This window comes from Mesorhizobium sp. CA6, assembly GCF_020165035.1.
GTDB lineage: Bacteria > Pseudomonadota > Alphaproteobacteria > Rhizobiales > Rhizobiaceae > Mesorhizobium.
Genome location: NZ_JAIUHI010000005.1, coordinates 242,172 through 265,521 on the forward strand (window position 1 = coordinate 242,172; position 23,350 = coordinate 265,521).

13 protein-coding genes are annotated in these 23,350 nt (G+C 62.1%); 7 read left to right on the plus strand and 6 right to left on the minus strand.

The genetic code is table 11. From position 1 onward, the window contains the following. Positions 1 to 68: 68 nt before the first annotated feature. Entirely contained in the window at positions 69 to 2,354 is a 2,286-nt protein-coding gene (locus LB526_RS09870) for a mechanosensitive ion channel family protein (protein WP_224627452.1), read from the plus strand. 190 nt (positions 2,355 to 2,544) lie between these two features. Here LB526_RS09870 and LB526_RS09875 read toward each other — a convergent pair whose 3' ends face one another. The 5 genes from LB526_RS09875 to LB526_RS09895 form a co-directional block, all read right to left on the minus strand. Beyond that, positions 2,545 to 2,898, minus strand: a complete 354-nt coding sequence (locus LB526_RS09875; RefSeq protein WP_224627511.1) for an ATP-binding cassette domain-containing protein — start codon at positions 2,896 to 2,898, stop codon at positions 2,545 to 2,547. Further along, positions 2,889 to 3,257, minus strand: coding sequence for a phage integrase N-terminal SAM-like domain-containing protein (locus LB526_RS09880; protein ID WP_224523679.1), 369 nt, complete (start codon positions 3,255 to 3,257; stop codon positions 2,889 to 2,891). Before LB526_RS09880 ends, LB526_RS09875 begins: the two co-directional genes overlap by 10 nt. A gap of 481 nt (positions 3,258 to 3,738) precedes the next feature. Then, positions 3,739 to 4,674 (minus strand): helix-turn-helix domain-containing protein, encoded by a 936-nt coding sequence (locus LB526_RS29695; RefSeq protein ID WP_224627454.1) that lies wholly within the window; start codon positions 4,672 to 4,674, stop codon positions 3,739 to 3,741. A 196-nt stretch (positions 4,675 to 4,870) separates the two neighbouring features. Continuing rightward, complete coding sequence (locus tag LB526_RS09890) at positions 4,871 to 5,518, minus strand: response regulator (protein WP_224627455.1); 648 nt, start codon at positions 5,516 to 5,518, stop codon at positions 4,871 to 4,873. 5 nt (positions 5,519 to 5,523) lie between these two features. Continuing rightward, positions 5,524 to 7,206, minus strand: a complete 1,683-nt coding sequence (locus LB526_RS09895) for a histidine kinase (protein ID WP_224627456.1) — start codon at positions 7,204 to 7,206, stop codon at positions 5,524 to 5,526. 241 nt (positions 7,207 to 7,447) lie between these two features. On the opposite strand from LB526_RS09895, the gene LB526_RS09900 reads away from it, so the two are divergent. The 3 genes from LB526_RS09900 to LB526_RS09910 are packed head-to-tail and all read left to right on the plus strand — an operon-like array spanning position 7,448 to position 9,906. Continuing rightward, on the plus strand, positions 7,448 to 8,362 hold the full coding sequence (locus LB526_RS09900; RefSeq protein WP_224545075.1) for an alpha/beta fold hydrolase: 915 nt from the start codon (positions 7,448 to 7,450) through the stop codon (positions 8,360 to 8,362). A gap of 45 nt (positions 8,363 to 8,407) precedes the next feature. Then, positions 8,408 to 9,016: a hydrolase gene (locus LB526_RS09905; RefSeq protein ID WP_224627457.1), complete on the plus strand. Its 609-nt coding sequence runs from the start codon at positions 8,408 to 8,410 to the stop codon at positions 9,014 to 9,016. A 47-nt stretch (positions 9,017 to 9,063) separates the two neighbouring features. After that, the gene (locus tag LB526_RS09910) at positions 9,064 to 9,906 is read left to right on the plus strand and encodes an alpha/beta hydrolase (protein ID WP_224627458.1); all 843 of its coding nucleotides are present in this window, start codon (positions 9,064 to 9,066) and stop codon (positions 9,904 to 9,906) included. Here the strand turns inward: LB526_RS09910 and LB526_RS09915 are convergent. Next, positions 9,878 to 10,072, minus strand: a complete 195-nt coding sequence (locus LB526_RS09915; RefSeq protein ID WP_263483191.1) for a hypothetical protein — start codon at positions 10,070 to 10,072, stop codon at positions 9,878 to 9,880. The genes LB526_RS09910 and LB526_RS09915 overlap by 29 nt on opposite strands. Positions 10,073 to 10,146: 74 nt before the next feature. Here LB526_RS09915 and LB526_RS09920 point away from each other — a divergent pair, with 74 nt between their 5' ends. From LB526_RS09920 to LB526_RS09930, 3 genes are all read left to right on the plus strand, one after another. Further along, positions 10,147 to 10,404, plus strand: coding sequence for a hypothetical protein (locus LB526_RS09920; protein WP_224627459.1), 258 nt, complete (start codon positions 10,147 to 10,149; stop codon positions 10,402 to 10,404). Between the two features lie 370 nt (positions 10,405 to 10,774). Further along, positions 10,775 to 11,410, plus strand: a complete 636-nt coding sequence (locus tag LB526_RS09925; RefSeq protein WP_224627460.1) for a helix-turn-helix domain-containing protein — start codon at positions 10,775 to 10,777, stop codon at positions 11,408 to 11,410. 233 nt (positions 11,411 to 11,643) lie between these two features. Continuing rightward, the gene (locus LB526_RS09930) at positions 11,644 to 23,262 is read left to right on the plus strand and encodes an autotransporter-associated beta strand repeat-containing protein (RefSeq protein ID WP_224627461.1); all 11,619 of its coding nucleotides are present in this window, start codon (positions 11,644 to 11,646) and stop codon (positions 23,260 to 23,262) included. Positions 23,263 to 23,350 lie beyond the last annotated feature (88 nt).

Sequence of the window (23,350 nt, forward strand, 5' to 3'; positions counted from 1 at the left end):
AGGAGTAATGGCGGACATAGACGTCGTTGCCTGCCGATTTGAGGGAAGGTTAAACCACGATGCCACTCATGAATCGACGATTGGGAGCCGGGTATCTGGCGCGCCCGGTACGACATTTCGGAGATCTGACGGCACTGCTGGCGGTGATTGCCGGGCCGCTCGTCCTTGGGATCGCCCTCTTGTTGGCCGGTCCGGTACAGGCACAGGCGCCGGCGGCCGTCCCGCCTGAAAAGGTCAAACAGCTGTTCGAGCTTCTCGACGATCCGTCAGTGAAGGCCTGGGTGGCCGAACAGCGAAAGCAGGGCTCCGGGCCGACGGGAGCGCCTGCCGAGGCGGGAGCTTCGCCGGCCGACATATCGTCCGACCCCGCGGCCGCACCGGGCCAGATGAATACGATGGCATCCTCGACGCTCGATCGGATCAAGCATCATATCGAAAGAATTGCGCGAACCGTGCCCTTGCTGCCAGGTCAGTTCGCGCGCGTTCGCACGGAGACCATGGACGACATGTCAAGCAAGGGCTCTGCCGGCGTATTCATGCTGATTGCGATCTTCATCGCCGCCGGCGTGGCGCTCACCTGGGCAATGTACAGGCTCACCCGTCCGTTTCGTCTCTGGATCATCGCGCAGTCGAAGGATACGCCGATTGGGCGAGCCAAGAAGATTGGCGGCCGCACGCTTTATTCCAGCCTGCTGATCGTATCGTTCGCGCTGGGCAGCGCCGGCGCGTTCATGTTGTTCGACTGGCCAATGCTTATCCGCGAGATCGTGCTGACATTTCTGATGGCTGCGGTCGTTACGGCGGGTGTGCGCATGTACCTCGCAGCCATGCTCGTCCCTTCCTTCATGAAAGTCGAGAACGCCGTCGAGGTTCGTGCTTTGCCGATCACCAACGAAACGGCCGACCATTGGTTCTATTGGCTACCCCGGATCGTCGGCGTCTTAGCCTTCTTCGGCGCGGCGTTTATCCTCTTGCCGGGTCTCGGCATCGATCGGGACGGAATGCTGGTCCTGTCAACGGGCGCCGATTTCGTACTGCTGTTGCTCTTGCTGCTTGCGGTTTGGCGTCGACCAAGAACACAGCGAGACGGTGCGCACCAAAGCGGCCACACGGCAGCGACATGGCTATTGACTGCTTATTTCGTCGTTCTGTTCCTGCTGCGCATCGCCGGCCTCAATATATTATTCTGGTTTACCTTCGCCGCATTCTTCCTGCCTTTGGCGGTCGTGCTGACGCAGCGCGGGGTCAATTTCGTCCTGCGGCCGGGTTCGGAGGATGCTGGCCGGCCTACGATCCCGGCGGTGACGATCGCTGTCATCGACCGCGGAGTCCGGATGATCTTGATCCTGGCGGCGGCTTATTTTCTCGCGCGTGTCTGGGGCCTGGACATGCAGTCGATGCGGGACAGCGATACGACGACCACGGTCGTATTGCGCGGCCTGATCAATGTCGTGGTCATTGCCCTCGCAGCCGATTTCGGCTGGTCGATCATCAAAGCTTTGATCGAACGAAAGCTGGGCATCGAAACACCGCACCCTGTGATCGGCGACGAGGACGTCCCGATCCTCGATCCGCAGCAGGCGCGGCTGCACACGCTCTTGCCTATCCTCCAGAACATTCTGCTCGCATCGATCATAGTGATGGCGGTGCTTATGATGCTCGCCTCGCTGGGTATCCAGATTGGCCCGCTGATCGCTGGCGCTGGCGTCGTCGGCGTCGCGGTGGGCTTTGGGGCACAAACCATCGTCAAGGACATCATTTCGGGCGTGTTTTTTCTGCTCGATGATGCGTTTCGTGTCGGCGAATATATTTCCTCGGGCAATTACAAGGGTACTGTGGAAAGCTTTTCGCTGCGCTCGGTGAAGTTGCGCCACCATCGTGGTCCGCTGTTCACGATACCTTTCGGTGAACTCGGGGCAGTTCAGAACCAGAGCCGTGACTGGGTTATCGACAAATTCAATATCACCGTCGGCTATGACACCGATATCGACTTCGCCCGCAAGCTAATCAAGCGGATCGGGCTCGAACTGGCGGAAGATCCCGAGTTCAAACACTGGGTGCTCGAACCGATCAAAATGCAGGGCGTACAGGAGTTCGGCGAGTACGGCATCGTATTGAGGGTCAAGGCCACAACCAGACCGGGAGGCGCCTTCAACATGAAACGCAAATTCTATGTACGTCTCCGCCAGGTCTTCAAGGAGCAGGGCATCGAACTCCCATTCCCGACCGTCCACGTCGAGGGGCTCCAGAACCCACATGGGAACGCGCCGTTGGAGATCACACCCGAGTTGAAAGTGGCCGTCGCGCAGTCGCACACCAATCGGCGCAGAAAAAAAGCCAGCACAACGGAGTAGGAAAGCTGTGACACCTGCGAGTCACAGTACAGCTTTCCGCGTATCGCCCGTGGCAGGGATACTCTTTCTTTCCGTGTCCCTCGGACCGATCATTGCCGCATTCGGTGATGTTTCGAAAGAGGCTGGAGGAGAAATGAGCCCAGTTCAAGCAGGTCGACGGCAAGTTCGTCCTGCCGGCCGCTTCAGCACCTCATGCACCCAGTTCCGGATCGAGCGCCGAGGTTGGTTCGTCGTGGACGCGGTGGGTCATGTGGACCTTGGCGAGCATCTCCAGCGCCAGCTCCTTCGCTTCCCTGGCGGGAAGCCCGCGCACCTTGCGCACGGCGATCGCGACGTTCTCCGTCACCGAAAGATGCGGCCAGAGATTGGACAGCTGGAAGACCATTCGCATTTCGGCGCGTTGCGGGGCGAAGGGCGATCGTTCATCGGCCGGCCGCGGTTGACGCCGATCCGTTCGCCATCGAGATGGATTTCCCGGCGCTCGGCTCCTCAGGCAGCGCAGGCAGGTGGCCTTGCCCGAGCCCGAGGGGCCGATCAGCGCGATCTCTGGCCGGCGGCCATCTCGAAGTCGATGCCTTTCAACACTTCCATCTGCTCGTAGCTCTTGCGCAGGCCCGTCGCCAGATCGGGACGATCGACCGTATGTGTGAAGAAGAAGCGCAGCGCCGACACGATGCTGTTCATCCTCGGCACGGGAACACCGTCGTCCTGCTGCTCGATCTGGAACCGGCGCAGGTCGTCGGTGGTCGCTGTGTCTGGTGAACGCCCGAGGAACGTCGCCAGGCGTCCGATGTCGCCCAGATAGTTGCGCTGCGTCTCCCGTGAGAAACGCCGCATGTTCATGTCGTCGATCAGCCGCTGACGAAGTGGACTGATAGGTGCATCAAGAACAGGATAGGGCATGGTCAGGCTCCTTGTTGAAGAAGCCCGTGATGCTCTGCCGCTGCCGAACCACCCTCAATGCGAGCGCGACGTCCGGCTCGTGATCTCTACCTCACCCCACGCGCCCATCCCGCGCAGCGGGTTCGTTCTTCGGGCTTCAATTCGATCATCTCGAACATTCATTGGGAGGGCAGTCCCTTGAGGCTAGCGGACGACGATTGGTGAAGCTCGGAATGCGGCGATAACGCGGTAAGCACTCGTTTTGGTCTGCCGAAATGACAAACAAGGAAGCGGTGACTTCTTCCGAATATCTGCGCCATTTCAGACTTCACAGCCACGATCAAAACCTGACGACCAGCGAATGTCGGTTTCAGTGGCTGGCCGTCCCCGCAAACACTTTCATCATAAATCAATAACCGTCCCGGACTAACCGGGGCGGCCTTATTGTTTGATCGATACGCGATCGAGCAAGTTAGGACGCCCAGGCGCGATGTATCGCGCCTTAGGCAGCGGCAAAATCGGATTCCTGTGTCGGATGGCTCCTGCGCCAAGCCCCGGGTGAGTAGCCAGTGATCGTTCTGAAGGCACGCGTAAAATGGCTCTGATCGGCAAATCCGTTGGCAAGTGCCACTTGAGCCAGCGCGTCGCTTGTTTGAAGCAGCGCTTTTTGTGCTTCTCGTATCTTCGCGGCAAGATACCAGCGATGCGGCGACATTCCTGTAGAAGCCTTGAAAGCACGAGCAAAATAGCCCTCGGAAAGTCCGATCATATCGGCCAAGTCCTTTAAAGGGATGGCTCTGGGTAGACTCTGCTCCATGAGCACGGTCACTCGGCGGAGCCGTGCGGGGGCAAGTCCACCCCGTTTTTCCTCCTGCCCTCTCAAGCCGAACAGATTGTACGATATCGCCAGGGCGAGGCTATCTCCATAGAGGCGATCATCTGGGTGGGTGTGAATGCAGGCATCGGCCAGCAATTCAACCAGAGCCAGGAGGCGGTTGTCGTGGAACATTACACGCGGCGTAAGGCGGGATGTAAACTCGAAGGCTTCACCGAAGTGTACCGCCAGTTCAGGAAGATCGAAATCGACGACCAGCCGGCGGATGTAGTGGCACTGTCGGGTAAACTGCCAGAGAGGTACCCCGGCTGGCACGAAGGTGAGATGTCTGACAGCCCCTCCCGCGGAGGGAGGCATGGACTGGGTCGGGCAGAAGGGCGTCAGAAGCATTTCCGCGCGGCCGCCGATCTGCTCCAGGATCGCGGTCAGTCGCGGCCGGTTTGACCCTAGGTCCTCCAGATGCCTACCGGGACCATGCAGGTGGGCGACTTCGACACTAACGCCGGTCAAGCATAGCATCTGTCTGTGCGCAACCCTTTTCTCGGCGGCTGCCATGAAGCCCGTCGTCGTTTCGCCTAAACGATCGGTCGTTTGACTGTTCACCGGTTGTCCCTCGCGGCAGCACAACGTCTCTGCAATGCCGATAGGATGCACTTCGCGGAGGTCTCGCGAAATTGGTGAAGCGGTGGAATTTCCGATACTTCCAATGGCCCGGCGTCGACTCATACTTTCGAACGAAGCCCGCAAGCGCAGCCGGGACGCCGACAGAAGCGCGAGAAGACCTTGAGCCTGTGATCTGCTAAAGCTGAACCAGACCCCGCCGGCTGGCGACGGAGATCGCTTCGGTCCGGCTTAGAACATTGAGCTTGTTGAAGATGCTGCGTAAATGCGACTTCACAGTCGTTTCGCTGATGTGCAGATTTAGGCCGATCTCCTTGTTCCCCTTGCCTTGCGCCAGCAGCGTCAGCACGTGCATCTCGCGGCCGCTGAGTTCTTCGCTGCTGACGGCAGCTGCAAGCTTTGCGACCAGCAGCGACGGGATACAGATTTCGCCTGCATGAACCTTGCGAATGCAGTCGAGTAGATCTTCCCGCTGAGCGTCCTTCAACAGGTAGCCACGGGCACCGGCTTTGATGGCGCGGGAAATCTCATGGTCCGTGTCGAAGGTCGTCAAAACGACAACGCGCGCGGAAGGATCCTGCTGCCGGATTTCGCCCATAGCCGCGACACCGTCGAGAACCGGCATACGCAGGTCGAGCAGCACGACGTCAGGATGCTGCTGCCGCCAGAAATCGACGGCATCACGGCCGGTTGCGGCTTCCGCGACGACCAGCATGTCCGGCTGACGGCCGATGATTGCGGCCAAGCCTTCGCGCACCGTTACGTGGTCGTCGGCAATTAGAACCCTGATCTTGGCCTTTGGCATTTTTTCGGGCGCAACGCTCATGACGTTCAAGCCTCGTGCGAGGGCAAGGTGATCCGCACGGCCGTGCCCTTTGCTGGCGAGCTTTGAACAACGAGCCGACCGCCTATTCTTTCGACCCGCTCCCTGATTCCAAGCAAACCGTATCCATCATTCTTGCTCGAAGGATCAAAGCCACGTCCGTCATCGGTCAGATCAAGGCAGACTTCTCCCGGTAGAAAGATCAGCTTGGCGACAACCAGTTTCGCCCGTGCATGACGCAAGGCGTTCGTAAGGATCTCCTGGCCGATACGAAACAGATTCTCTTCCGAATCGGGAGGCAGTGATCGTGGTGCGCCAAGCACCGCGAAATCCAGTTTCAGGCTCGTTCCTGCCGTCATCTTCGTGAATAACTCCGCCAGCGCTCCGCTGAGATTGCTGTCGGCCAATGCCTGCGGACGCAACGCGTGTACTGAACGCCGGGCTTCGTTAAGACTTTCGCGAGCCAGGCGGCGGGCGCGGTCCAGATGCTCTCCAGCTTCCGCAGAAAGCCCCCGCAGGTTTGCGTCCTCGGCGGCTTCCAACTGCACGATCACGCCCGTCAGCCCTTGGGCAAGAGTGTCGTGTATGTCGCGAGCGATGCGATTGCGTTCCGCGATCACGGCCGTTTCGCGGGTCTGAGTGGAAAGGCGCGCGAACTGGATCATCAGCATCACTTGGTTGGCCAAAGCCTGAGCAAGGTCCATCTCCTCCGTGCCAAACACCCGTTTCTCGACAAAGCGAAGACCGATCGCCCCTTCAAGATGGCCAGCGACGAACATTGGCACCAGCAACACAGTGATAATGCCCATCGGCAGCAGACGATCGCGCAGAGAAAATGCCGGGACCGTGCGGATGTCTTCAATGAGGCTGGGCTTACCCGTACGAAAGACCTCCGGCCAAGGCCAGCGCTCTTCCATCGGCAGCCACTTGTCCATTCCGGCGAACCGCGGATCGGCGCTGGTTACCACCCGGCCCTCTTCGAAGGCCATCTCGATGCCTATCATTCCAGTCGCGGGATCCCGTCGCCAGACGCTGATGCTATGAGCTCCGAATTGCTCGGTGATGATGCGCAGCACGTGTTCCACCAACTTGTCGGCGACGGGTTCCATCGCCAGTGCATCGAGCGTGCTCTTGAGTGCCTCGGCCTGGCCACGCGATACATTTTCTGAAGCACTGAGCGCCTGCTCTACGCGTTTACGCTCTTCGATGTCCGTATTCGTGCCGTACCATCGAATCACGGCGCCCGACTCGTCGAGTAGCGGCGCGCAGCGCAATAAAAACCATCGATACGCGCCGTCGAACCGGCGCATCCGCGCTTCATGCTCGTCTGGACGTGCCGACTTGATGATCTCGCCCCAATGTTCGATCAGGCCGGGGAGATCCTCCGGATGGATGACGCTTACCCAGTTCCAGCCCAACCCCTCCTCCATGCTGAGCCCGGTGTAGGCACACCATTGGCTGTTCAGAAATTCGACCGAACCGTCCGCTCGGCCGAACCAGATCAATCCGGGTGTCGTATCAGTCGCCAGCCGGAAGCCCGCCTCCCACTGCCGCCGGTCCGCATGGATACGAAGTGCCTCCTTCTCTTCGGTGAGCTGAGCTGAAATCTTCCGGCTGGCATCGAGCTCGCTCCTCGCATGGGCAAGTTCTTGCTCGAGCAGTTTCAGCTTCGCGCCAGCATCGTCAACCATTCCCCCACTTCTGTCCATGACGCGCCCTCGACCGTGGGACAACAGCCTATCACCCTTGGTTTCGCTCGGAACGAAAAAATCGTCCGCGCGCAAGGGCGGCGCGAGAAAAGGGCTGCTTCCTTCAATCCAGGTCAGATTCGAGCAATCCAATAGGAGCACGGAAACCTATTGTTCCCGAGGCCAGGTCGTCAGCCGGGCCGACACAGCTCGATTCACATGCTCAAAGCTTCGGGAGAACAACATGCTCAAGATAGTGATAGCGGCGTTAGGCGTGATGCTTCTTACGTTGCCGGCGTCGGCTCGGATTGTCCCCTTTCCGTCTGAATTTAAGGCGCAGTCGATCGACACCAACGGCACCAGCCTTTACGTCCGAGTTGGCGGCAAGGGGCCTGCGGTGCTCTTGCTGCACGGCTTTGGCGACAGCGGCGACATGTGGGCGCCGCTCGCCGCCAGGCTGATGAAGGACCATACCGTAATCGTGCCGGACCTGCGCGGCATGGGGCTCTCGGCCCATCCAGATACCGGCTACACCAAGAAAAACCAGGCGCTCGACATTGCCGGCATCCTGGATCATCTGAAGATCGACAAGGTGGATCTCGTCACCCACGACATCGGCAACATGGTCGGCTATGCCTTCGTCGCCCAGTATCGCGACCGCGTCACACGCTGGGCCGTCATCGATGCGCCGCTGCCAGGCATCGGCGATTGGGAAAACATCATCCGCTTGCCGCTCTTGTGGCACTTCAACTTCCGCGGCCCCGACATGGAGCGATTGGTTGCGGGCAGAGAGCGCATCTATCTCGATCGCTTCTGGAATGAGCTGTCGGCGAACCCCAAGGCCATCGATGAAGCGACCCGTAAGCATTATTCGAAGCTCTACGCCCGACCGCGTGCCATGCACGATGCCTTCGAGCAGTTCGCCGCGTTCAACCAGGATGCGGCCGACAACAAGGAATTCGTCGAAAAGGGCGGCAAGGTTGCCATGCCGGTGCTGGCGCTGGGTGCCGAAAAATCCTTCGGCGCGGGTCAGGCGGATGTTCTGCGCTTTGTCGCAACCGATGTGACCGCCGGGATCATACCCGGCTCCGGACATTGGATCATGGAGGAGAATCCCGACGCCACGATAAAGCTGGTCACGGATTTTCTCGCCAGATAGCTGCCCGGCAACATGGCCAAGTACAGCACCTGAAGGCACAGACCCATGGCAAGCCGACCCACGCGCAATCAAGTCGAGGACCACCTCTTAACACCCAGCAACTGCGCCGTCGTGATCATCGACTATCAACCGGTCCAGGTAACCTCCGTAGCGTCAATGGACCGGCGGACCCTTGTCAGCAACATTGTAGCGCTGGCGAAGACGGCGAAACTCTATGATGTACCTGTCGTGTTGACGACAGTGAACGTCAATACCGGTCGCAACCAGCCTCTCATTCACCAACTGCGCGACATCTTCCCGGCCGTTGAAGCGATCGACCGCACCGCGATTAATGCATGGGAAGACAAGGACTTTGCCGACGCTGTCAGGGCAACCGGCCGAAAGAAGCTCGTTATGGCCGCTCTCTGGACCGAGGTCTGCCTGGCCTTTCCCGCGCTCGATGCATTGCGCGACGGTTTCGAGGTTTATGCAGTGGTCGATGCCGTCGGGGGCACCTCCATGGAGGCACACCGGGCCGGGCTCGAACGCATTCTGCAAGCAGGGGCGGTGCCCGTCAGCTGGGTTCAGTTCGCCTGCGAACTGCAGCGCGACTGGCTCCGCGAAAAGACGGTTCCGGCCTTCGCGGAAATCGTCTTCGCGGTCGAAGGACATTGAGCCGATATCTCCGAAAGCCTCAGCTTCGCGCTCGACGGGAGAAGAAAATGAACCAGGAAGTCCTCAACCCCGTCGATGATCGCTTCGAGAGCCGCGGCGGTTTGAAGATAGCTTTTCGGTCGTGGCGCCCATTCGCCAATCCGAACGGCGTCGTCGTTATCGTCCCCGGGTTCAATTCGCACAGCGGCTACTATGGTTGGGTGGCCGAGCAGTTCATAGGCGACGGGCTGGCCGTCTATGCCGTTGACCTGCGCGGACGCGGCAGGTCGGATGGCGAGCGCTTCTATGTCGACAGTTTCGACGACTATGTGAGCGACGTCGCGGGTGTCGTGGAGATCGCCAAGTCGCGGGAGCCCGGTCTGCCGGTGTTTCTGCTCGGACACAGTGCAGGCGGTGTGGTCGCCTGCCTCTACGCGCTGGAAAACCAAGCTGGGCTGGCGGGGCTGATCTGCGAGAGCTTCGCGTTCCAGGTGCCGGCGCCCGACTTCGCCCTTGCGGTGCTCAAGGGGCTTAGCCACATCGCGCCACACGCGCATGTCTTGCACCTCAAGACCGAGGATTTTTCTCGCGATCCGGCCGTCGTCGAGGCTATGAATGCCGATCCACTCATCGCCCATGAAACCCAGCCGACCAAAACAATTGCCGAGATGGTTCGCGCCGATGAGAAGCTCAAGGAGCAGTTCCCACTGATTAAGCTGCCCTTGCTCATCCTCCACGGCACGGCCGACAAGGCGACGAAACCGAGCGGCAGCCAACTCTTCTATGACACCGCCGGCGCCGTCGACAGGACGCTGAAGCTGTATGACGGCCATTTCCATGACCTCCTCAATGACAAGGATAAAGAGGTGGTCATGGCCGACATCAAAGGTTGGGTCGACGAACGTCTTTGAAATCGATGATCAACCTCAGGCGCCGGCGATCAGCGCCCGACTGTCCGGACATGGAGATTCGTCCCTCACTCCCAAACAGCTCGGCCTGCGACAGCAGAAGTTCGAAAACCGTCACTCCCTTCCGGTCGCCGCTAACAAGGAGATCATGCGAGCGTGACAGAGCCATGATCCGCTCACGAACCTGCCGCTCGAAAGCTGTGGGATTGTGCGCCGCTTGTTGGTTTCCCTGATCATCGAGGAATGACGCAATATTGGTTTTTTGACCCGGTGGTTGACTTCGCGCATCAACATTCGAATGCGATGCTCGTGCTCCTTCGTTGCCGTGATATCCCGGGCGACTTTCGATGCGCCGATAATCTGCCCGGCATTTTGCGCACGGGCGATAAAGGATCGAGGCCGCCTGCTCTTCCGAATATCGCCCATTCCAAATCGAAAATCCGCCACTCGACCCGCGGCTGGCTCAATGTCACGCGGCTTGCTGGGATTTCACAAATGTGAATTGGATGGGAACCGGGCACTCGCAACTAACGTTGGGTTTTGACGTGGGATTAGGCGAATACATTTTAGGTGAAGCTAAAGGATGACTTGTGTTACAGGCTAAAATAGCATGACTTCTTCGGAATGCGGTCTAGATGCTGGTCCTCCTTCCGCCGATGCTGATCTGGAATCCGTACTTTCGAGGGCCGACGGCTTGGCGATAGCGACCAGGCGGGGAACAGCCGCGTATTCACTCTCGCCGCCAGGACCATACACCTTTCCGGCCAGTCACCATGTCGTATATGTTGGCCTCGACTCCGCGCCGGGCACCTGCGCGAGACTGGGTGACGGCAAGACCGAGCGCTATGACGCGCCGGCAGGAGCCATCATCGTGAAGCCGGCACATCTTAAAGCTCGCCTGCATTTGTCGGAGGCGCGCGAAAGTTCGATCATCGTCTACCCTGACAACAGCCTGAAGGAACTTGCGAGACAACAGTTCGGCATTGAACAGGTCGAGTTGAAGCCTCCGCCCCTCGGCACGCTCGATCACACCGCCCTGCGCATTGGGCAGTTGCTCAAAGCCGAACTTACCAAAAAGCAGGGCGCGGCCGAGTTTTACGTCGAGCGCCTCATAGATATCCTCGGAGTTCATATCCTTCATGCCTACACATCGCGGGACAGGGAACCCCAGCAGCTCAAAGGCGGGCTGACGCGAAAAGCGGCGCGCAATCTGGAGCACTTCCTGAGGGCTAACCTTGCCCGGAAAATCTCTGTGGGCGAGTTGGCGACGCTTGCCAATCTTTCGCCAAATCATTTCATCCAGGCCTTCAGCCGGACCTTTGGGAAGTCGCCGCATCGCTATCTTTTGGATCTGCGGCTGGATCACGCAACGCGGCTGCTTTCTGAGGGAGACGCGACCATTACTGATGTCGCCTATCTCAGCGGGTTCTCCAGTCAGAGCCATTTGACGGCTGCGATGAAGAAATATCGGGGGACAACCCCGACGCGCTTCCGCTCCTCGATCTGAAATCGTCGAACCGAGGGTCGTTCATTAAAGCTATATTAGCCTTACGGAATAACAACTTGTGCTATTCGAGTAACACTTTTGTCTAAGTTGCGCTTCACGCACCGATCGTCCGGAAGTTTTTACAAAACACCGGGCTTTTCTGAAATACGCAACGTACAGTTCATGCATTCCTCTTGCGTTGCACCCTGATTCCGTCAGGTAATATTACGGTTTGCTAATGCAAGGGGGGATATATGGCTGGGTTGGCCTGCGGCGAGACGATCCCCGACTATGTGGAATCCGGCGATAGCGCCGGGGACCGAAGGTTGAAAGCTGACACCCCGCATCCCGGACGCGCATCCTCCCAGGCGCGGTCGGGCCGCGCGGGGCAGCCCAAGGCGAAAGACGCCATTCTCTCGCGGTTGCTGCGCGGCGGCCGCATGACCAAATGGAAAGGCGAGGCGGCGAGCTATGCGCCAAGCCTTACCAATCTGGCTTCGAAGGCAGCTCCGATCTTGCGTGGTGCGCTTGTATCCGGCGCGCTCTTGACCGGACTTGGCGCCGTCCCGGCAGGGGCGGCCGATCTCTATTGGGACGTCAACGGCACGGCTGTGGGACTCGGAGGTACCGGAGCCTGGAACACCTCGTCGCTGTTTTGGAATCCGAGCAGTGACGGCGTCACCGGGCCGATGGCCATCTGGAACAATGCCGCCGTGGGCGGCGACAATGCTATCTTCAACGGCACCGCCGGAACGGTGACGCTCGCGGGGCCGATGACGGCCCACAATCTGACCTTCGGTGTCGCGGGCTATACAATCGCCGGCAGCACGCTGACGCTCACCGGCACGACGCCGACGATTTCCACTGCCGGAAACACCACAATCAGTTCGGTGATCGCCGGATCGGGCTTCACCAAAGTCGGCGCGGGCGGGCTGACGCTCACGGGTGCGAATACTTTCACGGGTGACATCACCGTCTCGGCCGGAGGACTCGGGCTCGCCAGCGATGCGTCGCTCGGCGCTGCCGGCAATGGCATATCGCTTGCGAATGGAACCTCGATCAGCTCGACCAGCGCACTTGCCGCCAACCGGGTTATTACGATTGTTAGTGGGCGTGCGTTCGCAGCTAGCGGAGCGCTCACAGCGCACTTCACCGGGGCTGGCGGGCTACAGGTTTCAGGCACAATCAGCAATGACGCCAATGACTATACGGGGGCAACGGTTTTTGGCCAGAGCACCAATGGCTTCACTTCGGTAGCAGACCTTGGCGTGGCAAGCTCGCTCGGCGCGCCAACGGATGCGGCATCGGGTACCATCACTGTAAGCGCCGGCGGCGGATTGAGCGGCAATCTGGTCTATTTCGGTGACGGCGACAGCTCCAACCGCAACTGGCGTTTCAACAACACATCCAGCGGCGGAAACACCTTCCAGAACGCCGGAACAGGCAAGCTGACGCTGACCGGCGACATTCTGGCCGGCGGTGGGTTCGGGCTCACCATGAATTTCTCCGCGGCGGCCGCCGACATGGACCTGCTGGGTGTCATCAGTTCCTCGGTCGCTCGTAACATTCAGTTCAGCGGCAACGCGGGCCATACCATCACGCTTGGCGACGCGAACACCTATACTGGACCGACCTTCATCACCACCATCACGGTCAAAGCCGCGACACTGGCGAACAGCGGCACCAGCGGCTCGTTCGGCACCGGCAATACCATTAATTTTCAAAGCGGCACGCTGAGCTATACCGGAGCAGGCTCGGCGACCGACCGCACGCTGACGATCTCAGGTCCCAGCACCATCAGCAATGACGGCACCGGCGCGCTCACATTCAGCGGCCCAGCGAGCTTCGTCGCCGGCGGCGTCGCCGACACGCTGACGCTCGGCGGCAGCTTCGCGGGGACGAGCACATTGTCAGGCGTGATCTCCGGCGCCGGCAACCTCACCATGAACGGCGCCGGCACCTGGGTGGTGAGCGGCAGCAACACCTTCACCGGCACCACCACGGTCCAGAGCGGAACGCTCACCGCCGGAAGTTCTGCTGCATTCGGGCCTTCCAATCCGCTTGTCGTCAATGGCGGCACACTGAACCTGGGCGGTTTCGACATGACCGCTCGCTCGTTGGCGGGCACCGGCGGGACTATGGATCTCGGCAGCAATAACCTGACGCTGAACGGCACATCAGGTAGCACCGCCTATGCCGGCGTCATCACCGGAGCCGGCGGCCTCACCAAGCTCGGCGCCAGCACGCAGACGCTGACCGGCGCCAACACCTATTCCGGCGCAACTACCATCGGCGGCGGCACGCTGGCGCTCGATTTCACAGCGCCCGGCGCGCCCACGAACAACATCATTTCCGCATCGTCTGCGCTGAATATGAACGGCGGCACGCTCACCGTGAAAGGAGGCACGGGGGCGAACAGCCAAAGTTTCAGCGGCCTGAACGTCACGGCGGGCAACAACAGGATCATCGGGACTGCGGGCGCGGGCGGCGCGCTGACGGTCAATCTGGGCGCCGTCAGCCGTACCGGCGGACTTGTCGATTTCGGCATCGGCGCGGGAACGTCCATGGCCACCAGCAACGCCGACGGCGCGCTCGGCGGCTGGGCAACCGTCAACGGCACCGACTATGCGCAAGTCTCTGGCGGCTTTATCACCGCATTCACCGCCTATGTTAATCAGGACAATGCGGCCCTGTGGGCGAACGGCAACATTCTAAGCGATGAAGGCGGCAGCGCCAATACGCCTTATTTCGGCACGGTGAACGGCAATGTGGCGCTCGGTGGCCTCAAATACACGGCCGCCGCCACTTCCACCGTCACCGTTGGCGCCGGCAATACGCTCGGCGTGGACGGCACTATCATCGTCTCTCCCTTAGTCGGCACCGCTAACCAGACCATCCAGGGCGGCTCCTTGACCGGAGGCGCCGGTGGCAGCGCGCTCGGTGTGCAGCAGAATAGTGGCGGCACCTTCACGGTCGCCTCCAACATTGTCGACAACGGTGGCCCGACGTCCTTCACCGTGGGCGGCACGGGAGGCTCGACCGGCACTGGTGTCGTCGCGCTGACGGGCAGCAACAGTTATACCGGTGCCACGACGGTGAGCGGTGCCACGCTCGCCGTCAACAGCATCGCCAATGGCGGCGTGGCGAGTGGTATCGGAGCCTCGTCCAACGCGTCCTCGAACCTGGTGATCGAAAACGGCACGTTGCGCTACACCGGCGCAACGGCCTCGACTGATCGCGGCTTCACTCTCGTCAACGGTGGTCCATCGCGCACCTTCGAGGTCACCAATGCCGCCACCAACCTAACCTTCTCCGGCCAAGTGACCAGCCCGGACGATGCCGGCTTCACCAAGACCGGCGCCGGCACGCTGACGCTTACCAACGCGAGCAACGATTACGTCGGCGCCACCACCATCGCCGGCGGCACTCTGGCCGTAAGCGCGCTCGCCAATGGCGGGCAGGCAAGCGGGATCGGCGCTGCGACCAACGCTTCATCCAACCTTGTGCTGCAAAACGGTGGGACGCTCAGCTATATCGGCGGAACCACCAGCAGCGATCGCGGCTTCACGCTCGGCACTGGCGGCGGCGCTATCGATGTAGTCGCCGGCACCACGCTGACGATGAGCGGCGTAGGCACCGGGACAGGCGGTCTCACCAAGGGCGGCGCCGGTACCTTGGTGCTGTCAGGGACCAACAATTACACCGGTGCTACCACGGTGAGTGCCGGAATCTTGCGGGCGGGCTCGACGCGCGCCTTCGGCGGCACGGACGCGAACGGAACGGGCGCGGGGCAGATGAACGTGCTCGCCGGCGCAACGCTCGATCTCGCCGGTAACAACAATACCGTCGGCGGTCTCATCGGCGCGGGCAATGTGACGCTGGGCTCCGCCACACTCAGGATCAATAACAGCGGCAACGCCTTTTCAGGCACGATCAGCGGCACGGGCGGCGTCACGCTCGCTGCCGGTGCGCAGACTTTCAGCGGCTGCACAAACAGCTATACGGGTGCAACCACCATCAGCGGCGTGCTGAGCGTCGGTTGCCTACGCAACGGCGGCCAGGCGAGCGACATCGGCGCATCGATCAACGCATCGGCAAATCTGCAGCTCACAGGCGGCACACTGATTTACACCGGTGGTAGTGTTGCCACGGATCGGGGTTTCACGCTTAACGCAGGCACCATCAATGTAGCCAATGCCGGGACCACGCTCGAGTTCAGTGGTGTGGCGACCGGGACGCAGCTTCAAAAGACCGGTCCGGGCACCTTGGTGCTCTCCGGCGCCAACACGTATAATGGCGCCACCCTCGTCAATGGCGGCATCCTGCGCGCGGGATCGACCAGTGCCTTTGGCTCGAGCGGCCTGCGGATGGACACAACCGGCGCAACGCTGGACCTCAACAATCTTAACAACACAGTTCTTTATATCAGTCAGGCCAATCTGGGGATTACCGGCGGCAACATCACGCTCGGAAGCGCCAACCTGACGATCAGCGACGGGTCCAACGGCAATTACAACGGCGCCATCAGCGGCACTGGCGGGCTGGTGAAGAACGGCGCCGGTGCGCAGTCGTTGTCCGGCAGCGCCAGCAGCTACACCGGCGCGACTGTCATCAATGGCGGTATCCTCGCCGTGGCCAGCCTTGCCAATGGGGGCACCAACAGCTCGATCGGAGCATCGAGTTCCGTGCCGAGCAATCTCATCATCAATGGCGGCGTGCTGCGTTACAACGGTACCGGTGACAGCACCGACCGGCAGTTCACGCTCGGCCCCAATGGCGGCGGTCTCGACGCGTACGCCTCCGGCCCCGGCCCGCTCAATTTTACCAACACGGCGCCTATCACCATGTCAGGCAGTGGGAACCGAACGCTGCAGCTCGCTGGCCTGAGCACGGCCAACAACTCGCTATCGGCGCGTATCGACAACCCGACGGGTGGTATCACAGCTCTCACCAAGAGCGGGACAGGCACTTGGGTGCTAAAGAACGCGACAAGCAATTATACAGGCATAACGACGATCACCGGCGGCGGCGTGCTGGCCGTCGATAAGCTTGCCAATGGCAGCCAAGCGAGCAGCATCGGCGCCTCGACCAATGCCGCAACCAATCTCGTGATCGGCAGCGGTTCGACGCTTCGCTATACGGGCACCGGCGATGCCACGGACCGACTGTTTACTTTGCAGACAGGCGTCAGCTACATCGAATCGTCGGGTACAGGGGCAATCCAGTTCACCAATACGGGCTCCGCGCTATATAGCGGCGCCGGACCGCGCACGCTGGCGCTGGGCGGCACGAACACCGGCCTCAACACGATGGGCGGTACGATCGTTGACCAGAATGCAACGACAGGGAAAACAACGCTGGCCAAGAACGATGCCGGCACCTGGGTGCTGACCGGAAACAACAGCTACTCAGGCAACACCGTCATCAATGACGGCAACCTGATCATCGGCAACGGCGGCACGTCGGGCAATGCCGGGACCGGCAACGTCGTTGTCGTCAACTCGACATCGACGCTGTCGTTCAATCGCTCTGACAGCTTCAGCTTCGCGGGCACGCTGAGCGGTCTCGGCAACATCGCCCAGATCGGCACCGGCACGACAATCCTCACCTCGGCAACCAACGCGATCGGAGGCAACACGCGCATCGACGCCGGCACGCTGCAGGTGAATGGCGGCCTGACGAGCGGCGGGGGGATCACGATCAACGCTGGCACGCTGCAGAGCAACGGAGGCGGCGCCTCCATAGCCACCCCGACGATCACGATGAACGCCGGCTCGAAGCTCAACGTCGGCGGCGGCACGGTCCAGGCAGCCGGTGGCACGCAGACGCTGTTCACGGGCGGGACCGGCGGCGCCACGATCAACTTCACTGGCGGCACGTTGCTCGGCAACGGCACGCTGGGCGGAGGCGGCAACATTGTCAATCTCGCCGCCGGTTCGCTCAATACCGGCGCAGCCGCATTGAATCTCGGCAGCGGCAACGACACTTTCCTGTTGAGCGGTCTTGCGACGATCGCCGGAGTCGGGGTGGACGGCGGCGGCGGCTCCGACACGCTGCAGGTGACCACAACCTTCAGCCGTACGCTCAATGGCGCTCAGATTACCGGTTTCGAAAGCTTGAACAAGCAAGGCGCCGCCACCCTCACGCTGACGGGCGATCACAGCTACACGTCCGGTACGACGATTTCGGCCGGCACGCTGCAGATCGGCAATGGCGGGGTGGCCGGCGCGCTGGCGACGCCGAATGTGACCAACAACGGCACGCTCGCCTTCAATCTGAATAACAATTATACATTCGACAGCGCCATCTCCGGCAGTGGCGTGGTCAACAAGCTCGGCACCGGCACCACCACGCTAACCGGAACCAACACCTATATCGGCGCGACGAACGTCAATGCCGGGACATTGCTGATCAACGGCAACCAGTCGGGTGCTATCGGCCAGACTACTGTCGCGAGCGGGGCGACGCTCGGCGGCACCGGCACGATCGGCGGCAGCGTCACCGTGGCCGACGGCGGCACGCTCGCTCCCGGCGGCGCGGGCAATGCGCCCGGCACGCTCACCATCGGCGGCAACCTGACGCTCAACAACACGTCGGCCGTCAACGTCAATTTCGGCCAGGCGAACGTGCCGGGCGGACCGCTCAACGATATCATCAATGTCGGCGGCAACCTGACGCTCGACGGCACGCTCAACATCACGCAGACGCCGGGCGGCACCTTCGGGCCAGGCGTCTATCGCGTCCTCAACTATGGCGGTTCGCTGACGAATAACGGACTGAACGTCACGTCGCCCGACTATTTCGTGCAGACCGCGGTCGCCAACCAGGTCAACCTCGTCAATTCCGCGGGGCTGACGCTCAGCTTTTGGGACGGCAATGCCGGCCCCCACTCCAATGATGCGGTGGATGGCGGCAGCGGCACTTGGCGGGCGGCCGGCGACCAGAACTGGACCGATGCCAGCGGCACCTTCGCCGCGCCCTTCGCCAACGCCAGCTTCGCCGTCTTCCAGGGTGCCGCCGGGACCGTCACGGTCGACAACACCAATGGGCAGGTGCAGGCGGCGGGCATGCAGTTTGCCACCGGCGGCTATCTCATCCAGGGCGGCGACGTGGCTTTGGTCGGGCCGCAATCGACCATCCGCGTCGGCGACGGCACTGCAGCCGGTGCGGCCTATGTGGCGACGATCACCTCGAACCTCACCGGAAGCAGCCAGCTGCTGAAGACGGAGCTCGGCACGCTGGTGCTGTCCGGCACCAACAGCTACAGCGGCGGCACCGCGATCAATGGCGGCACGGTCCAGGTCGAGTCGGACACCAATCTCGGCGATGCGTCCGGCGGGCTTTCGCTGAACGGAGGCACGCTGCACACGACGGCCGATATTACTTCTGCCCGCGCCGTGACCCTCAATGCCGGCGGCGGCACCTTCGATACCGACAGCGCGACCAAGCTGACGCTGACCAACACCGTGAGCGGCGCCGGAACCTTGACCAAGGAGGGTGGCGGCACGCTGGTTCTCAGCGGCGCCAACAGCTACCAGGGCGGCACCGTCATCAATGGCGGCACGGTCCAGATCACCGCCGATGCCAATCTCGGCGACGCAGCCGGCAAGGTCACCTTCGACGGCGGCACGCTCTACCAGCAGGGCCCGGCCAGCATCGTCACAGGCCACACTGCGACGCTTCAGGCGGGCGGCGGAACGTTCCAGATCGACAGCACAGTGCAGTGGGAAGGCGCTATCGACGGCGCGGGGGCGCTCACCAAGACCGGCGCTGGCGCGCTGATCCTCGGCGCCGACAACAGCTATGCCGGTGGCACGACCATTGCGAGCGGCATCCTGATGCTGGGCACCGGCGGCACGACCGGGTCGATCCTCGGCGATGTGGTCGACAACGGCACGCTCAGCTTCAACCGCTCCGACCTCTATACCTTCGGCGGCACGATCTCCGGCAGCGGCGGCGTCACCCAGGACGGCACGGGCAACACCGTGCTCACGGCCGACAACAGCTACGCCGGCACCACGCTGATTGTCGGCGGCGGCGGGCTCTACATCAACGGCAACCAGAGCGCAGCGACCGGGCTGACCAACGTCAACAACGGCACACTGGGCGGCAATGGTATCATCGGCGGCGATGTGTTCGTCGATGTCGCGGGGACATTGGCTCCTGGTGCGCTTAGCCCGACGCCCGGCACGCTCACCATCAACGGCAACCTCGAACTGGCCGACGGCTCGAACCTTGATTACTCGTTCGGCCAAGCCGGCGTGGTCGGCGGCGCCTACAACGACCTCACGGTCGTCCACGGCAATCTGGCGCTCGACGGCACGATCAACGTGACGGAAGCGCCCGGCGGCAATTTCGGACCGGGCATCTATCGCGTCATCAGCTATGACGGCGCTCTGACTGACAACGGGCTTGATACCACGTCGAGCGATCACGTGGTGCAGACCTCGGTCGCAGGCCAGGTGAACCTGGTCGACATCAGCGCGATGACCCTCAACTTCTGGGACGGCGATGCCGGGCCGAAGGCCAATGATGGCGTTGACGGCGGCAACGGCACCTGGCGGGCGGCCGGCGACGACAACTGGACCGGCTCCGACGGCGACATAAACGCCGCCTTCTCGAACGGCAGCTTCGCAATCTTCGCAGGTGCCGCTGGCACGGTGACGGTCGACAACACCAACGGCCAGGTGCAGGCCGCGGGCATGCAGTTCGCTACCGACGGCTACTTGGTCCAGGGACAGGACATCGAGCTGGTTGGATCGCAGGCGACGATCCGCGTCGGCGACGGCACCCTGCCGGGTGCAGACTACACGGCAACTATCAATTCGAACCTCACCGGTGTGAGCCAACTGGTGAAAACTGATCTCGGCACGCTGGTGCTTGGCGGCACCAACAGCTACAGCGGCGGCACCGCCATCCATAGCGGCACGTTGCAGGTTTCGGCTGACGCCAATCTCGGCGATGCGGCGGGCGTATTGTCATTCGACAATGGCGCGACCCTGCGAAACACCGCCGCGTTCGGCTCGGCGCGTAACGTCACGCTCAATGCCGGCGGCGGCACGTTCCAGACCGATGCCGATCTCACGCTTTCCGGCGTGGTCGGCGGCACGGGCGGCTTCACCAAGCGGGGCGGGGCGGCGCTGACGCTGACCGGCGCCAGCGCCTATGCCGGGCCGACCACGGTGACGGCAGGCGGGATCTATATCGACGGCGACAACAGCCTGGCCACAGGGATTACTTCGGTTGAGTTCGGCGCCACGCTGGGCGGCAAGGGCACCATCGGCGGCAATGTGATGGTCGCCAATGGCGCGACGCTCTCGCCAGGGTCGGCCGATGGCACGCCGGGAACGCTGGCGATCGCCGGCGATCTGACGCTCTCCGGCGGCTCGATCCTCAACTACAGCTTCGGCCAGGCGAATGTCGCCGGCGGGGCTCTCAACGATCTGACCACCGTCGGCGGCAATCTCGTGCTCGACGGCACGCTCAATGTCACTGTCTCGCCGGGTGGAACCTTCGGCCCCGGTATCTACCGCGTGTTCGATTACAGCGGGACCTTGACCAATAACGGGCTGTCCGTCGGCTCCATCCCGTCCTCGAACTACTTCGTGCAGACGTCCGTCGATCATCAGGTGAACCTGGTCAACGCAAACGGACTGAACCTGAACTATTGGGACGGCGATGCCGGTCCGAAGTTCGACGGCACGATCAATGGCGGCAACGGCACCTGGCAGAGCTCTTCGGGCAACGACAACTGGACCGAAGACACCGGGTCGATCAACGCAGCCTATTCGGACAGCGCCTTCGCCATCTTCGCCGGCCAGGCCGGCACGGTGACGGTGGACAACGGGCTCGGCCAGGTAACGGCCGCCGGCATGCAGTTCTCGACCGACGGTTATGTCATCCAGGGCGGCGATATCGGCCTTCTCGGGCCGCAGTCGACGATCCGGGTCGGCGACGGCACCAACGCGGGTGCGGGCTATACGGCAACGATCGCCTCGGCGTTCACCGGCAGTGCCCAGCTGGTGAAGACGGATGCCGGAACGCTGGTGCTGACCGGCACCAATAGCTACACCGGCGGCACGGCGATCAATGGCGGCACGCTGCGGATCTCGGCCGATGCCAACCTCGGCGATGCGGCGGGCGGGCTCTCCTTCAATGGCGGCACGCTCAACTCCACCGCCAGCTTCGCCAGCGACCGCGCCATCGACGTTCTCGGCCAAGGCACTATCTCGACCGACGCCGGTACTACCTTGACCCTGAACGGGGCATTGACGGGGTCGGGTGCCTTCAACAAAGCGGGAGATGGAACGCTTGTCCTGACGTCCGCTGGCTCGACCTTCTCGGGATCCACCTCCGTCCAGCAGGGCACGCTTGCGGCGGGCGCTGCGGACGTGCTGAGCCCCTTGTCCGCCTTCACCGTCGACTCCAGTGGCACGCTTGACCTTGCCAGCTTCGACCAGACGGTGGCCTCGCTCAACAACAGCGGCGCGGTGCGGCTTGGCGCTGCGGCACCCGGAACAGTGCTCACGGTGAGCGGCGACTATGTCGGCAATGGCGGCAAAATCCTCATCAATGCCGCGCTGGACGGCGATGGCTCGACCACCGACAGGCTGGTGGTACATGGCAACACCGCCGGCGCCGGCATCCTTGCGGTCACCAATGTCGGCGGCGCGGGCGCGCAGACCAGCGAAGGCATCAAGATCGTCGACATCGACGGCAGCTCGGCCGGCACCTTCATGCTCGCCGGCGACTATGTCTTCGAGGGCGACCAGGCCGTGGTCGGCGGCGCCTATGCCTATCGGCTCTACAAGAACGGCGTCAGCACGCCGGCCGACGGCGACTGGTATCTGCGCTCCACGCTGATCAACCAGACCGGTCCGCTCTATGCGCCTAGCACGCCGCTCTATGAGGCCTATGAAGGCGTGCTGCGGAGCTTCAATGAACCGGGCACGCTGCAGCAGCGCATCGGCAACCGGGCCTGGGGCGAGGGCGCGACGCCGCAGGGCGCGGACGTGCCCGGCCAGGGTCCGGTCGACGGCAACGCCATCTGGGCGCGTATCGATGCCGCGCATGGCAAGTTCGAGCCAAAGACCTCGACCACCGGCACCGACTACGACGTGACGACCTGGAAGCTCAATGCCGGCGTCGACGGCCTGCTGCATGAGAGCGAGGCCGGCATCCTGCTGGGCGGCATCACCGTCCATTACGGCACCGTCTCGTCGGACGTGTCATCGTCCTTCGGCACCGGTTCGATCTCGGCCACCGGCTACGGTGTTGGCGGCACGCTGACCTGGCTCGGCAACAGCGGCTTCTATGTCGATAGCCAGGCCCAGGCGACCTGGTATGACAGCGACATCAACTCGGCCGTGCTGGGCAAGCTTGCCGACGGCAACAAGGGGTTCGGCTATGCGCTTAGCATCGAGAGCGGCCAGAAGATCGCGCTGCGCTCCAACTGGTCGCTGACCCCGCAGGCGCAGCTTTCCTACTCGGCCGTCGACTTCGACAAGTTCACCGATCCGTTCGGCACGATCGTGTCGCCCGGCAGCGGCGACAGCCTGATCGGCCGCCTCGGCATCTCGGCCGACTACGAGGACCAGTGGGCCGACAGCGCCGGGCAGGTGCGCCGGGCGCATGTCTACGGCATCGCCAACCTCTACTACGACTTCCTCGACGGAACCGATATCGATGTCTCGGGCGTGAAGCTTTCCAGCCAGAACCAGAAGGTCTGGGGCGGCGTCGGCCTCGGCGGCTCGCTCGACTTCGGCGACGGCAAGTACTCGGTCTATGGCGAGGCGCTGGCCAAGACCAGCCTGGCGAGCTTCGGCGACAGCAATGTCGTCAGCGGCAAGCTCGGCTTCAGCGTGCACTGGTAGCGGCGTCAACGAGGCTGGACAATCGGAATGCGGGCAGATGTGCGCACTCTCTCCGTTCGCCTCTTTGGGCGTGATGAATTTCTTGAAG

Coding starts and splice junctions, on each gene's coding strand:
- LB526_RS09915 (WP_263483191.1), bottom strand. CDS start 10,072: ATGGCTCTGTCACGCTCGCATGATCTCCTTGTTAGCGGCGACCGGAAG.
- LB526_RS09930 (WP_224627461.1), top strand. CDS start 11,644: ATGGCTGGGTTGGCCTGCGGCGAGACGATCCCCGACTATGTGGAATCC.
- LB526_RS09920 (WP_224627459.1), top strand. CDS start 10,147: ATGACGCAATATTGGTTTTTTGACCCGGTGGTTGACTTCGCGCATCAA.
- LB526_RS09870 (WP_224627452.1), top strand. CDS start 69: ATGAATCGACGATTGGGAGCCGGGTATCTGGCGCGCCCGGTACGACAT.
- LB526_RS09895 (WP_224627456.1), bottom strand. CDS start 7,206: ATGGTTGACGATGCTGGCGCGAAGCTGAAACTGCTCGAGCAAGAACTT.
- LB526_RS09905 (WP_224627457.1), top strand. CDS start 8,408: ATGGCAAGCCGACCCACGCGCAATCAAGTCGAGGACCACCTCTTAACA.
- LB526_RS09910 (WP_224627458.1), top strand. CDS start 9,064: ATGAACCAGGAAGTCCTCAACCCCGTCGATGATCGCTTCGAGAGCCGC.
- LB526_RS09880 (WP_224523679.1), bottom strand. CDS start 3,257: ATGCCCTATCCTGTTCTTGATGCACCTATCAGTCCACTTCGTCAGCGG.
- LB526_RS09890 (WP_224627455.1), bottom strand. CDS start 5,518: ATGAGCGTTGCGCCCGAAAAAATGCCAAAGGCCAAGATCAGGGTTCTA.
- LB526_RS09900 (WP_224545075.1), top strand. CDS start 7,448: ATGCTCAAGATAGTGATAGCGGCGTTAGGCGTGATGCTTCTTACGTTG.